14 protein-coding genes are annotated in these 16,208 nt (G+C 72.0%); 7 read left to right on the forward strand and 7 right to left on the reverse strand.

Annotation, left to right across the window (positions count from 1 at the left end; genetic code table 11):
• Positions 1-28 precede the first annotated feature (28 nt).
• Positions 29-742: a PspA/IM30 family protein gene (locus tag ACIOMQ_RS00715; RefSeq protein ID WP_362200298.1), complete on the forward strand. Its 714-nt coding sequence runs from the start codon at positions 29-31 to the stop codon at positions 740-742.
• A 56-nt stretch (positions 743-798) separates the two neighbouring features.
• On the opposite strand, the gene ACIOMQ_RS00720 is transcribed toward ACIOMQ_RS00715, so the two are convergent.
• From ACIOMQ_RS00720 to ACIOMQ_RS00740, 5 genes are all read right to left on the reverse strand, one after another.
• Positions 799-3,351, reverse strand: coding sequence for a SpoIIE family protein phosphatase (locus ACIOMQ_RS00720; protein WP_402187912.1), 2,553 nt, complete (start codon positions 3,349-3,351; stop codon positions 799-801).
• A gap of 204 nt (positions 3,352-3,555) precedes the next feature.
• Positions 3,556-3,984 carry an ATP-binding protein gene (locus ACIOMQ_RS00725; RefSeq protein WP_362200295.1) on the reverse strand — a complete coding sequence of 143 codons (429 nt, stop codon included), beginning with the start codon at positions 3,982-3,984 and terminating at the stop codon, positions 3,556-3,558.
• Between the two features lie 489 nt (positions 3,985-4,473).
• Positions 4,474-4,878: a (deoxy)nucleoside triphosphate pyrophosphohydrolase gene (locus tag ACIOMQ_RS00730; protein WP_402187390.1), complete on the reverse strand. Its 405-nt coding sequence runs from the start codon at positions 4,876-4,878 to the stop codon at positions 4,474-4,476.
• 92 nt (positions 4,879-4,970) lie between these two features.
• Positions 4,971-5,153, reverse strand: a complete 183-nt coding sequence (locus tag ACIOMQ_RS00735; protein WP_362200289.1) for an SPOR domain-containing protein — start codon at positions 5,151-5,153, stop codon at positions 4,971-4,973.
• A gap of 340 nt (positions 5,154-5,493) precedes the next feature.
• Positions 5,494-6,246 carry a GntR family transcriptional regulator gene (locus tag ACIOMQ_RS00740; RefSeq protein WP_362200286.1) on the reverse strand — a complete coding sequence of 251 codons (753 nt, stop codon included), beginning with the start codon at positions 6,244-6,246 and terminating at the stop codon, positions 5,494-5,496.
• Between the two features lie 390 nt (positions 6,247-6,636).
• Here ACIOMQ_RS00740 and ACIOMQ_RS00745 point away from each other — a divergent pair, with 390 nt between their 5' ends.
• Positions 6,637-7,734, forward strand: a complete 1,098-nt coding sequence (locus ACIOMQ_RS00745) for a threonine synthase (protein WP_401261296.1) — start codon at positions 6,637-6,639, stop codon at positions 7,732-7,734.
• Positions 7,735-7,847: 113 nt separating this feature from the next.
• On the forward strand, positions 7,848-10,523 hold the full coding sequence (locus ACIOMQ_RS00750; RefSeq protein WP_402187392.1) for a discoidin domain-containing protein: 2,676 nt from the start codon (positions 7,848-7,850) through the stop codon (positions 10,521-10,523).
• Here ACIOMQ_RS00750 and ACIOMQ_RS00755 read toward each other — a convergent pair.
• Positions 10,462-11,394 (reverse strand): EamA family transporter, encoded by a 933-nt coding sequence (locus tag ACIOMQ_RS00755; RefSeq protein WP_362200276.1) that lies wholly within the window; start codon positions 11,392-11,394, stop codon positions 10,462-10,464. The genes ACIOMQ_RS00750 and ACIOMQ_RS00755 overlap by 62 nt on opposite strands.
• Positions 11,395-11,433: 39 nt before the next feature.
• On the opposite strand from ACIOMQ_RS00755, the gene ACIOMQ_RS00760 reads away from it, so the two are divergent.
• Complete coding sequence (locus tag ACIOMQ_RS00760) at positions 11,434-11,982, forward strand: MarR family winged helix-turn-helix transcriptional regulator (protein ID WP_402187394.1); 549 nt, start codon at positions 11,434-11,436, stop codon at positions 11,980-11,982.
• 27 nt (positions 11,983-12,009) lie between these two features.
• On the opposite strand, the gene ACIOMQ_RS00765 is transcribed toward ACIOMQ_RS00760, so the two are convergent.
• Positions 12,010-12,510, reverse strand: a complete 501-nt coding sequence (locus tag ACIOMQ_RS00765; RefSeq protein WP_362200270.1) for a levansucrase — start codon at positions 12,508-12,510, stop codon at positions 12,010-12,012.
• Between the two features lie 397 nt (positions 12,511-12,907).
• Between ACIOMQ_RS00765 and ACIOMQ_RS00770 the strand changes: the two genes are divergently transcribed.
• From ACIOMQ_RS00770 to ACIOMQ_RS00780, 3 genes are all read left to right on the forward strand, one after another.
• Positions 12,908-13,090, forward strand: coding sequence for an SflA family class IV lanthipeptide (locus ACIOMQ_RS00770; RefSeq protein ID WP_362200267.1), 183 nt, complete (start codon positions 12,908-12,910; stop codon positions 13,088-13,090).
• A 2-nt stretch (positions 13,091-13,092) separates the two neighbouring features.
• Positions 13,093-15,630, forward strand: coding sequence for a class IV lanthionine synthetase LanL (gene lanL, locus ACIOMQ_RS00775; protein WP_402187397.1), 2,538 nt, complete (start codon positions 13,093-13,095; stop codon positions 15,628-15,630).
• 369 nt (positions 15,631-15,999) lie between these two features.
• Positions 16,000-16,167: a hypothetical protein gene (locus tag ACIOMQ_RS00780; RefSeq protein WP_362200261.1), complete on the forward strand. Its 168-nt coding sequence runs from the start codon at positions 16,000-16,002 to the stop codon at positions 16,165-16,167.
• Positions 16,168-16,208 lie beyond the last annotated feature (41 nt).

The following is a 16,208-nucleotide window of genomic DNA, read 5'->3' on the forward strand; positions in this document are numbered from 1 at the left end:
GTACGCATTCACCCACAGGAGAGGCGCCATGACCAAGCAGACCATCCTCGGACGTGTCACCCAGCTGGCGAAGGCCAACATCAACGCGCTGCTGGATCAGGCGGAGGATCCGCAGAGGATGCTGGACCAGCTGATCCGCGACTACACGGCCAACATCTCGGAGGCCGAGCAGGCCGTTGCCGCGACCATCGGCAATCTGCGCCTGATGGAACAGGACCACCGGGAGGATGTCGACGCGGCCAGGGAGTGGGGCGACAAGGCGCTCGCCGCCAGCCGCAAGGCCGACGAGCTGCGGGCGGCCGGCGCGGGCGTGGAGGCCGACACGTTCGACCATCTGGCCAAGGTCGCGCTCGGGCGCCAGCTCCAGTCGGAGAAGGAGGCGAAGACCGCGGAGCCGGCCATCGCGTCGCAGACCGAGGTGGTGGACAAGCTCAAGTCCGGCCTGGACCGGATGAAGACCAAGCTGACGGAGCTGAAGTCCAAGCGTGACGAGCTCGTCGCCCGCGCCAGGTCCGCCCAGGCACAGAACCGGATGACGGACTCCGTCAAGAGCATCGACGTCCTCGACCCGACCAGTGAGCTCAGCCGTTTCGAGGACAAGGTGCGGCGCGAGGAGGCGAGGGCGCTGGGCCGGCAGGAGCTCGCCGCGTCGTCCCTGGACGCCCAGTTCGAGCAGTTGGACGGCCTGGGCGACAGCGCGGAGGTCGAGGCCCGGCTCGCCGCCCTGAAGACGGCCTCCTGACCTCGCCCCCGCCGGCCTCCTGAGCCCTCCCTTTCAGAACATGCTCAGCAGCTGCTTCAGAACATACTCAGCAGCTGCTCGACCGTGCGCTCGGCGACCGGCTCCCCGTCGGGCAGCGCCAGTTCGAACCAGACCGTCTTGCCACGCGGTGTCCGCCTGGACCCCCAGGCCACACTCAGCAGCCCGACGAGCTGCAGCCCGCGCCCGCCCTCGTCGGTGTCGCGCGCCCGCCGCCGCCGCGGCTGGACGAGGCCCGCGTCCCATACCTCGCAGACGAGCGTACGGTCGCGCAGCAGCCTGAGCCGGATCTCGCCCTCCCCGTACCGCAGGGCGTTGGTGACCAGCTCGCTGACGAGCAGCTCGGTGGTGTCCACCAGTTCGTCGAGCCCCCAGGCGATCAGCTGATCACGGGCCAGTTCGCGCGCGCGGCCCACGGAGCGGGGTTCGCGGGGCAGCCGCCAGTCCCCGACGGCGTCCACCGGCAGCCCTCGGATGCGGGCCATGAGGAGGGCGATGTCGTCCTCGCCGTGCCGGGTGTCGAGGGTGGTCAGCACGTGGTCGCAGACGTCTTCGAGCGGCCGTTCCGGTGCGACGAGCGCGCCGCGCAGGGCGTGCAGCCCCTCGTCGAGCGGATGGTCGCGGGACTCGACGAGGCCGTCCGTGTAGAGGGCGAGCAGGGCGCCCTCCTTCAGTTCGACCTCGACCTCCTCGAAGGGCTCGCCCCCGACGCCGAGCGGCATCCCGGGCGGGACGTCGAGCAGCATGGCCGGTTCGCCGGGCTGGACCGCGGCCGGGGGGAGATGGCCGGCGTTGGCGAAGGTGCACCGCCGGGTGACCGGGTCGTAGACCGCGTACACGCAGGTCGCCAGGTACACCTCGGAGAGGTCTGCCTCACGGGACCTGTGGGCGGCCCGCGAGGGCCACTGGGCGCCGCCGCCGGAGGAAGAGGAGGTGCCGCCGCCGGGCGTGCCGAGCCCTCGGGCGACCTCGTCGAGCGCGGAGAGCACCTCGGCGGGTTCCAGGTCCAGCAGGGCCAGGGTCCGCACGGCGGTGCGCAGTTCGCCCATGGCCACGGCGGCGCGCAGTCCGCGGCCCATGACGTCGCCGACGACGAGTGCGGTGCGGTGGCCGGGGAGTTCGATCACGTCGAACCAGTCGCCGCCCACTTCGGTGGCCGTGTTGCCGGGGAGGTAGCGGCAGGCGATGTCGAGACCGGCGGCGACGGGGTCGCCGGGCGGCAGCAGGCTGCGCTGGAGGATCAGCGCGCGCTCGTGCTCGCGCCGGTAGAGGCGGGCGTTGTCGATGCAGACCGCGGCCCGGGCGGCGAGTTCGGTGGCCAGTGCGCGGTCCCGCTCGCCGAAGGGTTCGCTGCCCTTGGTACGGGAGAACTGGACGAGGCCGACCACCGTGTCGTGGGCGACCATCGGTACGGCGAGCGTCGACTGGACGAAGCCCAGGTCGTCGCCGGGCACGTCCTCGACATGACCGGTGCGCAGGGCGATGGCGCAGGGCGAGCTGTACGAGAAGCGGTGTACGGCGCCGAGCGCGGGCGGGCCGGTGCCCGTGTCGGGTGCGTCGAGGTCGGCGGCGGGCAGGGCGTCCGACACCGCGCTGGCGAGGGCGACGCGGCGCAGTTCGGCGGAGCCTCCGACGGACTCCTGGCGGAGCGAGTCCCAGCGGCCGGGCGGCGCGTCGTCTCCGGTGAGCAGCCCTTGGTAGAGGTCGACGGAGGCGAGGTCGCAGAAGCCGGGCACGGCGACGTCGAGGAGTTCGCGGGCGGTGGTCTCCAGGTCCAGGGAGTTGCCGATCCGCGCACTGGCCTCGTTGAGCAGCGCGAGGTTGCGGCGGGCGCTGGCGGCCTCGCGGGCGGCGATGTGCCGTCGGGTCACATCGGTGGCCAGTCCGGCGATGCCGATGGGGCGGCCCGATCCGCTGTGCACGCGGTACAGGTTCATCGACCAGTGACGGCTCTCGGTGTCACCCGGCGCGGTGCCGACGAGCTGGAGGTCGGTGACGGACGCGCCGGTCTCCAGGACGCGTTCCAGGGTGGCGGTGAGCCGGTCCGCCTCGGGGCGGGAGAGGTAGTCGTCGACCGTGCGACCGCGGTGGTCCGCGGCCAGGCCGCCGAAGACGGTGGCGAAGCGCTGGTTGGCGCGGATGACCGTGAGGTCCGTCCCGAACAGCACGAAACCGAAGGGAGATTGACCGAATATCGCCTGTGATGCGGCGAGGTCCGTCTCGATGCGGCGCAGCGCGCGGACGTCCACGACGATGCAGAGCGCGGCCCGTTCCCCGGCCTCCGTCTCACTCGGCATCACATAGATCTCGGCGAGTCCGTGCACCGGGTCGTCGCCCGGTATCCGGAAGGGGACGAGGCCCGTCCATTCCCTGCCGTCGAGGATCTCGCCGATACGGCGCCGGCCGTCCGGGCGCAGTTCGGCGGGCATGAATGCCTCGACCGGATCCAGGCCCACCGCCTTGTCCGCGGCAATGCCGAAGAGGCCGGCGGCCCGGCGGCTCCACTGCTCGATCAGGCCATCGGGGCCGATCGAGAAGGAGGCGACCCTGATGTAGTCGTAGATCGAGCCAGGCGGGCTGCTCTGCCACACAATGTCGCCCGCTGTCCCAGGTATTTCGCTCACGCGACCGTCCCCTCCAGCTCACACACCGGACCGGTCCTGCCCGCAGTATTCAGCACTACGGCCCCTACCGACACGGCGTTCACGATCACAGCACGGTCTCAGTCCCTTTCGGCCAGGTTCCGCCCGGCCCATGGTCCGACCTCGGTGATCGCTGTGCGTCCCACCCCACTCCTAACCAGGCAGGGCCAGCTCGAACCACACCGCCTTGCCGGTCTTTCCGCGCCTTGTCCCCCAGCGGCGCGCGGAACAGGCCACCAGCTGCAGCCCTCTGCCGCCCTCGTCGTCGGGTCCCGCCATACGTTCGGTGGGCGGATCCGGAAGCGGATCGGAGACTTCCACGAGCAGCCCGGGGTGCGCGGCGGGGCCGTCACCGTTGGGATGAGGGCGTTGCAACCGTACTCCGATGGGGCCCGATGTGTACTGCATGGAATTGGTGACCAGCTCGCTGACCAGCAGAACTGCCACCTCCCCCACGGCGTCGTCCAGCCCCCAGCCGCGCAGCGCCTCATGGACGGCGTGCCGCGCGGAGCGCACCGCGCCAGGCACAGCCGGAAAGGTCCACTCGGCGCAGTCGCCTTCGCTGTCGATCACGCCGACCACTTCCCAAGACCAGCAACGGAGGACGTCCTGTTTTACGGGGGTTAATCAGCACATACCCGATATTCAGGGCGAACTACCGCCGCGATCGACACGTGGGGCGTACGGGTGTATGGCCGCGCGCACGAACAGTTGTACACAGGGAGAGGGGCGCACGAGGCCACATGTGCGCGCCGCAGAAACCCACACCGGCGGCGCTCGGCACCGGAGGGGCGCGCCGTCGGCGGGAACACGGACCGGCGGGCTTCGACCGATGGGAGAAGCGGCCCGGAAACCGACAGGCACCCGTCGGCAGGGCCACGGGCCGGCGGACTCCCCCACCGAACAGGCGCCCTTCGACAGGCGCACGGACCGACAGGCGCACGGACCGACAGGCGCCCTTCGACAGGCGCACGGACCGACAGGCGCACGCGTCGGCAGGCGCACGGACACGCAGGCTCCACCCGACGCCCGTCGGCAGGGCAGGCCGCCGCCTGACCGGTACGCCTCAGCTCAGCGGGGCACGCCGTCCGACAGGCGGCGCATCGCCTCCGCGACCGCGGGCAGGTCCTGATCCAGCCAGTCGACCGTGCCGCTCTCGCCGGGCCCGATCCAGCGCAGCTCGTCATGGTCCTGGAGCGGCGCGGGCACCCCGGACACCAGACGGGCCGCCCACACCCGGAGCACGTACCCGGGTTTCAGCGGCCACTCACCCGGGATGCGCTCCAACGGCTCCGTCTCCACACCGAGTTCCTCACGGAGTTCCCGTACGAGCGCCTGCTCGTCGCTCTCCCCCGGCTCCAGCTTCCCGCCCGGCAGCTCCCACCGGCCGGCCAGCCCGGGCGGGGCGCTGCGGCGGGCGGCCAGCAGGCGGCCCCGGTCGTAGACGGCTCCGGCCACCACCACGCGATCATTCATGAGCCGGAGCGTAACTCCCCGGGCCACTCCCCGCGGACGCCCTACGAGCCCCGCGGACGCCGCACGAGCCCCTCAGGCGCCGTACAAGTGCGCTACGGCCGGGTGCGCTGTCCGATGCGCTCCACCCAGTAGAGCTGCTTGTGGCCATGGGCATCGAGCTTGTCGGCGATCTTCTGGGCCTCGCTCTGCGTGGCATACCTGCCGACGCGGTAGCGATTGCCGTTGTCGTCCTCTCTTATCACCAGCCACGGGAGCTCGGCACCGCTGTCGGTCATTGCGCCCCTCCCCAGCATTGCGCCCCTCCCTCGAACGGCATGCACGTCTCTAAGGATCCCCAGGAAACCGCAGTACGCATATGCCGGACCCTACGCCTGACCTTCACTCAACGGATACGTAATTACACAAAGAGATACCGATCCGGCCACGAAAAGGGGGGCGCACCCGACTGGATGCGCCCCCCTTAGGAGCGGGACATGACAAGCCATGACAGTCGGCGACGGCCCGTCCGTCATGGCACCCGGCCGGGCGTCGCCCCATCGTCACCGCCACCGCCACCGCCACCCCCACAGGCACAGGCACAGGCACAGGCACAGGGCGGTGCTCCCCGCGTACCGGTCACCGGACCGGAAGGTGGTAGGCGATCCGGAAGCGATCGGCGGGCACCACCACGTCCGCCGTCTCGACCGCGCGACCCGACGCGTAGTACGTACGCTCGATCACCATCACCACATGCCCCGGAACGCCACCGAGCGCCAGGAGCTCCTCCGCCAGCCCCGGGCGCGCACCGACCTGCTCGGCCACGTTGTCCACGACGATGTCGATCGCGGCCATCCGCTCGACCACCCCGCAGCCGCCCAGCGGCCCCTCCTCCGGCAGCATCACCGGTGTACGCCCCGTCACGGCGAGCGGCTCCCAGGAAGTGGAGAGCATCATCGGCTCCCCGGCCTCCCGGAAGGTGTATCTCGTACGCATCACCCGGTCGCCCGGTTCGATACCGAGGCGCTCGGCGATCTCGCCGCTCGCATCCTCCTGCTCACTGCGGGACTCCCACGTTCCGCGCACCCCCTCCGCCGTCTGCTCCTGACGGAACGGGCTGGCCCCGGCCCCGGACCGGTAGCCGGAGCGGGCGATCCGGCGCGGGACCGGGCGCTCGCGCACATACGTACCGGATCCGGAACGCCCCTCGACCAGGCCCTCGGCCATCAACACCTTGCGCGCCTCCAGCGCGACGGTGTCCGAGACTCCGTACTCCTCGCGAATGCGCGCCTGCGAGGGCAGGCGCGTACGCGGCGGCAGCGAACCGTTGACGATCTTCTCTCTCAGATCGCTTGCAACACGCAGATAGGCGGGCTGCTCACCGAAAGTCACAGGCCTCTCCCAACAGGTTGACAGTCTGCAACAGCCTGACGACCGTCGGTTGTTGTCCGCAAGTACAGGCCACAGTTTCACTCGAAGTGATGATTCGTCATGACCTCACGCATGGCGCGCGGCCGACCGACGCGAGGGCCGCACCCCTCCTCCCCGAACCCTCCCCGCTTCCCCACCTCCCCACCTCCTTGCGCCCTTTGCCCCTTTGCCTCTTTGCCCCGGACCGACGCCCCCTCTCCATCTGACGGGCCTTCCGCACTGCGGCCGGGGCTCGACGGAGACACGGACGACGGCGAAAAATTGACCGTTTCATGGGAATCCCACAAGGGAACGTTGAGATGTGCCTTACCATCACCACTCGGCCACCACACGCCTGACATGCTGACGGGCATGGTCATGTATCTCTGCCCGCGGGACGGCACCCGTGCCCGAACCACCGCCCTCACCTGGTGCTGCCCGGTCTGCCGCGGCCCCTGGGACCTCGACTTCGAGATCGCCGGGCCGCTCTCGCTCAACGCCCTGCCCGGCCGGGTCAATTCACTGTGGCGTTACGAAGAGGTGCTGCCGCTCGCCGCGCCCGCGACCACGCTCGGCGAGGGCCGCACCCCGCTCGTCCCGCTCACCGGCACGGTGTCGGCCAAGCTCGACTTCCTGATGCCGACGCTCTCCTTCAAGGACCGCGGCGCCGTGATGCTCGCCGAACTGGCCCACCGCCTCTCGCCGGAGCGCGTCGTCGCGGACAGCAGCGGCAACGCGGGCACGGCCGTCGCCGCGTACTGCGCCCGGGCCTCGCTCCCCTGCACGGTCTACGTCCCCGAGGGCACGTCACCGAAGAAGACCGAGCAGATCCGGGCCCACGGCGCCCGCCTGGAGATCGTCCCCGGCGACCGTGAGGCCACCGCGCTGGCCGCCCGTACCGCCGCCGACACCCCCGGCACCTTCTACGCCTCGCACGTCTACAACCCGTACTTCCTGCACGGCACGAAGACCTACGTGTACGAGATGTGGGAGGACCTCGGCGGCCGACTCCCGGAGGCCATCGCCGTACCGGTCGGCAACGGCACCCTTCTTCTCGGCGCGGCCCTGGCCACCGCCGAGCTCCACGCCCAGGGGCTGATCGACCGGCGCCCGGCACTGATCGCCGTACAGGCCGAGGCCGTGTCGCCACTGGCCGCCGCCTTCCGCGCGGACGCGGACGAACTGCTCGACGCCCCGGCCGGCTCCGCCGCCCCCACTCTCGCCGAGGGCATCGCCATCCCCCGCCCGCCGCGTGCCCGAGCCATCCTGGCCGCGGTACGGGAATCGGGCGGCACCTTCCTCACGGTGACCGAGGATCAGATCCGCACGGCACAGCTGGACCTGGCCGCCCGCGGGTTCTACGTGGAGACGACGGGCGTCGCCTGCTGGGCCGCGGTCGGCGGCTGGACGGACCGGAGCGTCGTCGTCCCCCTCTGCGGCGCGGGCCTCAAAACGGGCCTCGCCGGCTGAGGGCCGACCGGACGCGGGTCGGCCGCAAGCGGGTCGGCCGGCCCGTCGGCCGTTCACCCGGGCGCCGCGCGCCGTGCACCGCCGCTCGGTGCGCACCTCCATACCTTCGTACGGTGAGCCTCTCGCGCGTCTGTCTCCTCACGTCCCTGACGTCCCTGGTCGCGGGCGCCCTGATCGCGCCGCTGCCGTCCCTCTCCTACGCGGCCACTCCCCGCCCGCCCACGTCCACCTCCTGCGGCCGGGACACCGACCCCGCCTGGGCGCCGGCCTCCACCCGGTTCGGCGGGGCCGACGGATACGCCCCCTATACCGGAAACGGATATCTGGCCCACCGCGTGCCCGCCACGGGCGCCGGATACGCCGCGCCGGGCGGGAAGACCGGCTGGCCGCTGTTCACCCCGCGCTACGACGGCGCCTTCGTCTCCGGCCTGTTCGGCCGCGACAAGGACCTCGCCGACGGCCGCGAGGTGATCGCCGCTCTGCCGAGCTGGACGACCCTGGACGTACGCGTCGGCGAGGAGACCTTCGGCTCCGGCACGCCCCCGGGCCGGATCTCGCACTACCGCCAGACGGTGTTCCTGCGCTGCGGCCTGGTACGTACGTCACTGCGCTGGACCACGGCCGACGGGCGCGCGACCGACCTGGTGTACGAGGTGCTCACCGACCGGTCCGATGTGCACACCGGCGCCGTACGACTGCGCATGACACCGCACTGGAACGGTACGGCGACCGTCACCGGCCGCCTCGACCCGCGGGGCGCACGCCGGATCACGCTGAACGCCGACGGAACGTTCCGCACGCAGGGCACCGGGACGGCGGGCGCGATCGTCCAGACACTGCGCAGCGGCGGACCGGAACCGGCCCCCGGCACGGACCGGCCACGCACCGCAGGCCCGGCCCGCCCCACGCTCCCGGCCCGCACCGCGCCCCACCTGCGCACCGCGCCCCAGGTACGGGCCGGGCGCACGTACACCTTCGAGAAGTACGTCGGAGTCGACACCGCGCTCACCTCGTCCGCCCCGCGCACCACCGCCCGTGAGGCGTCCCGGCGCGCGGCCCGGCGCGGCTGGTCCGGAGTCCTCGCCGCGAACGCCGCCGCCTGGCGGCGGGCCTGGGCGGCCGACATCTCCGTACCGGGCAGTCCCGAGCTGCAGAAGTGGCTGCGGTCGGCGCAGTACGGCCTGCTCGCCTCCACCCGGACCGGGTCCCGCGACAGCATCGCCCCGACCGGGCTGACCAGCGACAACTACGCGGGCCTGGTGTTCTGGGACGCCGAGATCTGGATGTACCCGGGGCTGCTCGTCACCCGCCCGGAGCTGGCCCGTTCGGTCGTCGAGTACCGCTACCGCACGCGCGGAGCCGCCCGCGCCAACGCCCAGAAGCTGGGGTTCCGGGGCCTGTTCTACCCATGGACGAGCGCGAGCAAGGGCGACCTGTGGTCCGAGTGCCAGAGCTGGAACCCGCCGCACTGCCTCACCCAGAACCACCTCCAGGGCGATGTGTCGCTGGCCGTCTGGCAGTACTACCTGGCGACCGGGGACCGCGCGTGGCTGGCCGGGCGCGGGTGGCCGCTGCTCCGGGGGATCGCCGACTTCTGGGTCTCGCGGGCGACCGCGAACGGCGACGGCAGCTACTCGGTGAAGGACGTCGCGGGCCCCGACGAGTACAGCAACGGCGTCACCGACGGCGTCTTCACCAACGCGGTGGCGGCCACCGCCCTGCGCAACGCCACCCGGGCGGCACAGCTGCTCGGCCGTCCGGCACCGGCCGCGTGGACGCGGGTCGCGGACGGTCTGCGCATCCCGTACGACCCGAAGCGGAAACTCTTCCTCCAGTACGCGGGCTACAACGGCTCGACGATCAAGCAGGCCGACGCGGTGCTGCTGATCTACCCGCTCGAATGGCCGATGGAGCCGGGCGCCCGGGCGGCCACGCTCGACTACTACGCCGAACGCACCGATCCGGACGGCCCGGCGATGACGGACTCGGTCCATGCGATCGACGCGGCCGCGATCGGGGAGGCCGGCTGCGCCACGTACACCTATCTCCAGCGGGCCGTGCGCCCGTTCATGCGCGGCCCGTACGCCCTGTTCAGTGAGGCCCGGGGTGCGAAAGCGGGCGCGCAGGACCCGCTGTCGGGCTCCCCCGCCCAGGACTTCCTCACCGGGAAGGGCGGATTCCTCCAGGTCTTCACGCACGGTCTGACGGGCCTTCGGCTGCGGGAGGACGGGGTGCGCCTCGATCCGCTGCTGCCGCCGCAGCTGGGCGACGGCGTCACGCTGACGGGACTGCACTACCGGGGCCGCACGTTCGACCTCGCGATCGGCCCCCTGACGACGACGGTCCGGTTGACCTCCGGTGCCCCGTTCACCGTCCACACCCCCACCGGCCCCCGCCTCCTCACCGGCACGCTCGCCCTCGCCACCCGCCGCCCCGACCTCGCCCGGACGACGAACGCCGCCCGCTGCCGTCCGGTGACGGCGACCTCCGAGACCCCCGGCCTGTACGCCGCCGCGGCGGTGGACGGCAGCACGGCCACGGCCTGGTCCCCGGACGGCGCGACGGGCGCGCTGACGGTGGACCTGGGCCGCGCCGCCCCGGTGACCTCGATCGAGCCGGAGTGGACGGACGCCCGCTTCTCCTCGTACCGCCTGGAGACATCGGTGAACGGCACGGACTGGCAGCCGTACCGGTCGGGGGCGGTGGCGCGGCGGGTGCGCCTGACGGTCACTTCGGAGGACGCTCACAAGCCGGTGGGCGTACGGGAATTGAGGGTCGCGCAGCCTTGATCGCGGGCGCACCGCGCATCCGCCGCCCGGCCACCGGCCGTCCGAGGAGGATTCCGGCCAGGACGAGGGCCAGCCCGCAGAGCTGCCTGAGGGTGAGCGATTCACCGGCGATGGCGGTGCCGAGCAGTACGCCCGTCACCGGGTTGAGCAGGCCGACCAGGCCGACCGTGGCGGCGGGCAGGTGGCGCAGGCCCGCGAACCAGGCGGCGAAGGCGAGCGCGGTCGCCACCACGGTGACGTAGCCGAACCCGAGGACGGCCGGTCCGTCGAGTGCGGGCGGCGCGCCCTCCACGAGGACGGCGAGGGGCAGCAGCAGAAGCCCTCCCGCGATCAGTTGCCAGGCGGTCGAGGCGAGCACGTCGACCTCGGCGCCCCACCGCTTGGCCAGGACGTAACCGAGGGACGACATGAGCATCGCGGCGACCGAGGCGAGCACGCCGCGCACCTCGATCGCCGCCGTCCCGGTGAGCAGCATGAGACACACCCCGCCGAGCCCGACGGCGGCACCGGCCAGCGGCAGCAGGCGCGGGCGCTCGGCGAGCAGCGCCCAGGCGATCAGCATCATCACCATCGGCGAGGTCGCCATGACCGTCGAGGCGGTGCTGGTCGGGAGCAGCTGAGCGGCTACGTAGACGAGGGCGAAGAACCCGCCCATGTTGAGGGCGCCGAGGACCAGGGACTTCCACCACCAGGGGCCGCGCGGCCGTTCCCGGCGTACGGCCAGGAGCAGCAGCCCGGCGGGCAGGGCCCTGATCGCGGCCCCGTACAGGGGGTGGTCGGCGGGCAGATACGCGTGGGTGACGAAGTAGTTCGTGCCCCAGGCAACGGGTGCGATCGCCGTGATCAGGACCCACCGCAAAGTAGCTTCCATGGAAGCCATTATTCCTTCCACGGAAGCTAAAGTGAACCCATGCACCCCGACACCACCGGGCCCACCCCTGCGCCCGTTCCCTCACCGCTCGACCACATCGCCCGCATCCAGGCCGAGTGGGCCCGGGAACGACCGGACGTCGACGTGAGCCCTCTGGGGGTGATCGGCCGGCTCCACCGCCTGGCCGGAATGCTCACGGAACAGCTCTGTGTGGTCTACCGGCGGTTCGGCCTGAGCGAGGGCGAGTTCGATGTGCTGGCGGCGCTGCGCCGCGCGGGAGAGCCGTTCGAACGGGCCCCCGGGGAGCTGGCGTCGCACACCATGGTCACCACGGGGGCGATGACCAAGCGGATCGACCGTCTGGAACGGGACGGCCTCGTCACCCGCCGCCGCTCGGCCGGCGACGGCCGGGGCCGGGTGGTCGCACTCACCCATGCGGGACGGGAGCTGATCGACCGGGCCTTCGTCGAGCACATGCGCAACGAACGCCACCTCCTCGACGCCCTGTCGCCGGAGGAGGCGGCGCGGCTGGAGGGGCTCCTGACCACGTGGCTCGGCCGCGTCGAACCGCCGCGCGCCGCCGGATGACCGGCCGGCACCCCTGAACCCGGCGGCTCAGCCCTGCGGCTGGAAGTAGCGGGCCCCCTTCTCGATCAGGTGAGAGGCGTAGGCCCGCCCCAGGGCCGGCTTCCCCCGGTACATGCCTACGTAGCCCTGCACACTGTCGACGACGACCGGCCGCGCGAAGCAGGCGAACTGGTTGCGCTGCTTCTCCTCGGCCCACGCCATCGCGGCCGGATCGATCCGGTCACTGACCAGCACGGGGAAGGACGCCACACCGGTCTGCATCCCGACGGGCAGGCCGCCCTTGTTCTTCTTGGCATACGCGAGCACTTGAGTCGTGAACGTGTCGATCACCGGCACGGTGACCTCGGGCACGGCGGCGGCCACGGTGAACAGATGCAGATTGGTGGCCGCCCACCGCATCCGGAAGTCGGCCCGCCGCCCGACGAGGACCGGAACTCCGGCCCAGTCCTCCCAACGCGGGGCGCAGCCGTCCGCCGCCAGTCGGCTCTCGACCGAGGCCAGGTAGTTCCGTATCGACTCTTCACTCATGGCCGCGATTGTCCACGGGCCGCCCGGGTTCGCAAAGTTGCGGGGCGACCCGGTTCCGCAGCCGCGCGGAGCCCGGCACGGCTCGCCCGGAGGTGGGGGGAGAGCCGAGCCCGGCACGGCTCCCCCACCTCCGGGACCGTCGTCGTGCCGTCGCCCCGGACGCACCCAGGTGACGACGCTCCCGGCCGCGACCGCTTCGGGCACCGGCGGCGAGGCAGCTCTTCCGCGCGAACCGGCACCCCGTGACCGGCGGCCGGAGACGGCGTCATCCGACCCCTTGTCACCCCGATCGATTCTGCCTACCTTCGTGGACCAGAACCTTGACTCAGCGGGCCTGCCGGTCTGACCGGCAGGCCCGCGCCATAAGCGAATGCTCGACGAGACACGGAGGCGTCACATGCCCGTAGCCATGCTGGAACTCCCGAAGGTCGACGAATTCCGCGACGCGGGACCGCTGGAAGTCGATGACGAGGCGATCGTGTTCGAGGACGACGACCGCAGCGACCGCGAGCACACGGCGTGTCTCTCCGATCCCTGGGTCACCGCCACCACCCGCTTCGCCTGCGATATGAACTCGTAGCGGTGGCCGAGTCCACCGCCGGCCGCAGCGGATGGTCCGACGGCACCTGGTCGTACCTGAACGATCCGCGGATGCCGGCGGTGGACCACGGCTGGAAACTACATATATCGGCTCGTCCCGGCGATCTGGAGGACGTGACCGCCCTCGTCCTGACGGTGCTTCAGCGGCACGTCTGCCACGCGAAGTTCGCCAAGGACCCGGAGACGCTGCGCGCCATCAATTCCGGGGTGCCGAGCGCGGGCGCCGTCGGGAAGGCGGTCACGGTCTATCCCCTGCCCGGCACCGTCGTCGAGATCGCCGGGGACCTCGTCGCCGCGCTGCGTGGCCGGGAAGGTCCGCAGGTCGTCAGTGACCGGCGGGTCGATCCGCACTCCCCCGTCTACTACCGCTACGGGCCCTTCACGGGCGACTACCGGACCGGCCGGAGCGGACGGCTGGAGTCGGTCATGACGGGACCGGACGGCCGGATCTTCGACGGACTGGCCGACGGTTCGTACCGATGCCCGCCCTGGGCCGAGGATCCCTTCGCGATCGAACCCCGGCACGACACCAGGCCGCCGTCGCCCGGTTTCGGCGGCGGACGCTACACGGTCACCGCCGGCATCGTGCGCAAACCGCAGGGGAACGTCTACCGCGCGGTCGACCGGTCCTGCGGACGGTCCGTGGTGGTCAAGCAGGCGAGGGCCTTCGTGGCCGAGGACGAGTCCGGTGCGGACACCCGGGACCGGCTGCGCAATGAACGCACGATCCTGGCCGCACTCGACTCCGTCGCAGGTGTGCCCCGCGGGCTGGACTACTTCCGGCATCACGCGGACGAGTACCTGGTGATGAGCAGTTGCGGCGATCGGGACCTGCGTCGGGATGTGCAGGAGAACGGTCCCTACCGGGACGACGACGCCCGGCCGTCGCGCGCTCTGTCCTCTCTCGCCACCCGGCTCCTGCGCATAGTGGACGAGATCCACGGCCGAGGCGTGGTCGTCCGCGATCTCAAGCCCAACAACGTGGTCCTCGACGACACGGGCCGGTGCCACGTGATCGACTTCGGCATCAGCGAGCTGGACGGCGCCGGCCCGAGGGGGGCGACCCCCGGCTACAGCGCGCCGGTTCTGCGCGCATCCGGACCGGCCGCACCCGCCGACGACTACTACGCGCTGGGCGCGACCCTGTTCTTCGCTGCCACCGGCCTGGACCCGGTGATCGTCGACGCCGACGCCGGGGTGAACCGGGATCGGACCCTCGACGGCCTGGCGTGGGCGCTGCCCGGCGATGCCCACCGGGAGATCCGGTCGTCGATCACCAGCCTGATGAGCTTCGACGCGGCCGTGCGAACCGCCGGCGCCGACCGGCTCCGCACCGGGGTGCCCGGCGTATCCGGAACACTTCGGCGGCCTCGGCGGCACCGCCTCGACGACGGCCTGCTCCAGGAGATCATCGAGCACACGACCGCGTTCTGTGTCGACGAGGCGCGCAGGATCGTGGACCCGGTGCTCGCCGCCCGCTTGAACATCCCGACGCCGATCGATGTCTACGGCGGAAGCTCGGGGCTCGGACTCGAACTTCTCCGCCATACGTACCGGCCCCGGGTGCGGGAGACCGTCGATGCGCTGGCGCGGTGGACCGCGGAACAGTCCAGGAGCGTGTCGCCGGGCTTCTACTCGGGCCGCACCGGCGTCGAGCTCTTCCTCGCGGAGGCGGGTGCGGCAGCGGCGGACGGGCAGCCCGACCACCCCGTCCTGCCGCCCCGGACGCCGGACGGCGGACTGCCGGAAGCGGACCTGATCGAGGGCGCCGCCGGAATCGGCGTCGGCCGGCTGCTGCTTGCCCGGCACGCCCTCGAAGCGGGAAACCGCCACGCCGCCGACCGGCACCTCGCCATCGCCGCCGCGTGCGACCGGATGTGGGCGTCCGGCGCCGCCCGGCTGACGCCCACGGGCTCCGACACGATCGGCGGCGCCGCACTGCGTGAGGGGCTCGCGCACGGCGAGGCGGGGGTCGCGTACTTCCTGCTCGAATACGGCAGTGCGACGGGGGACCCCGCCGCGATCACCAGGTCCAGGGAGGCATGTGCGCGCCTCGCCGCCGTCACACCGGGCATCATCGCGGCGGCGACCGAGCCGCGAGCCACACGCCGCTACGGCTCTTGGTGCCGTGGCCTCGCCGGAATCGGGGCCGTACTCGTCCGGGCCGCCGACCGCCTCGGCGAACCCGAGTACCTCGTCCTCGCGGAGCGGGCCGCACGCACCTGCGCCGCACTGGCACCACGCATGCCGCTGGTCACGCAGTGCTGCGGGCTGTCGGGAGCCGGCGACCTGATGGTGGACGTCGCGCGCGCGTCCGACTCCGAGGAGTTCTGGGACGCCGCCGAGACCGTCGCGATGATCATCCTGAGCCGCAGCGGCGGCACCCGGTCCCGTCCCGCGTTCCCCAACACCGAACTGACCGGATCGAGCGCCACTTGGGCCGGCGGCTCCGCCGGGGTGCTCGCCTTCCTCAGACGACTCCACGACCGCGGCGGACGGCGGCTCGGCCTCATCGACTGACCGCTCCCGAGACGATTTGCCGCGCCCCGCCAACAGACGACCGGCCCCGCGACAACCGAAGCCCACGCGCCGGAGCCCCTGTCGCGCCGAAGCCCCCGTGCCGGAGGACACCACACGCGGAGCCCATCGCGCCGAAGCCGCTCCCGTGCCGGAAGACACCCTGCGCGGAGCCCCCGTCGCCCCGACGCCCGCCCGACGGGGCCCTCGCACCCGTCCGCCCCGCCCTGTTCCCGATCCACGACGGAACAGGCACGGGGTACGGCCCCCGCGGTCTCACCCCCGGCAGAGGCCGCAGCGACGACCACGGCTCCCCGGCACACCGGGGACCCTGCCGATCCCGGGTCGCTGTTCCGGAGCCTGGGCAACGGCATGGCCGATTTCGTGCTGTGCAATCCACCGTTCAACCAGCGCGTCCAGGGTCTTGAACGCCTCAGCTGGCCCTTCGGGTCGCCGCCCGGCCTGCTGCGCGAACAGCTCGCCCTGACACGGCGCATCCGCCACGGCGCGCTGGACGGAGGCATCATCCCCACGCCGTAGCCACCACCACGGCCGGGACTGCCGCGGGCATCGCCCCGCCA

The organism is Streptomyces sp. NPDC087845 (genome assembly GCF_044742755.1).
Taxonomy (GTDB): Bacteria; Actinomycetota; Actinomycetes; order Streptomycetales; family Streptomycetaceae; genus Streptomyces.